General features: G+C 63.9%; 1 pseudogene. It reads left to right on the forward strand.

The annotated features are described in order from the left end of the window. A pseudogene (locus B3C64_RS08395) lies at positions 1–814 on the forward strand (ABC transporter transmembrane domain-containing protein); the annotation flags it as partial.

Below are 814 nucleotides of genomic sequence, written 5' to 3' on the forward strand. Positions count from 1 at the left end.
CCGCGGTCATGCGGTTGCTGATGGCGCGCGCGGCCGCGCATTTCGGCACCGAAGCCGCCGAACGCGTCAAACTCGCGTTGCGGTCGGAACTGTTCGGCAAGATGCTCAGACTGGGACCGTCGTATTCGCAGCGGGTCGGCACGGCCGACGTGGTTCAATCCGCGGGTGAGGGCATCGACCAGATCCAAAGCTTCTTCGAACTGTTCCTGCCGCAGCTGTTCTACGCGATTCTCGCGCCAATCACGTTGTTCGTGGTCGTCGCGCCGGTCAATATGCCGGCCGCCGTGACGCTGCTGGTCTGCGCGCCGCTCATCGTGCTGATCGTCGGCATGGTGGCGATGAGCGCCGCCCGCGTGTTCAAAAAATACTGGGGCAAATACACCGACATGGGCTCCGCGTTCCTGGACGACCTGCAGGGCTTGGAAACATTGAAGACCTTCGACGCGGACGGACGCGCGGCGCGCGACATGGACGAGAAGGCCGAGCAGTTCCGCGTGATGACGATGAACGTGCTGCAGATCCAGTTGCGCTCGCTCACCGCGATGGACGTCGTCGCCTACGGTGGCGCGGCGGCCGGCATCGGCGTCGCCGTATGGCGGTATTTCCACGGCGGGCTCACGCTTGGCGGTGTGCTGCTGATTGTGCTGCTTTCCGCGGATTTCTTCATTCCGTTGCGGCAGCTCGGCTCGTTCTTCCATGTCGCGATGAACGGCATGACCTCCACGAAACGCATCTTCGCATTGCTGGACGCGCCCGAACCGGAACACGGCGACGAGGAATCGCCGCGATTCGGTGCCGACGGCACCAAGGTCGG

It is taken from the genome of Bifidobacterium sp. UBA6881, assembly GCA_002451435.1.
Taxonomy (GTDB): Bacteria; Actinomycetota; Actinomycetes; order Actinomycetales; family Bifidobacteriaceae; genus Bifidobacterium.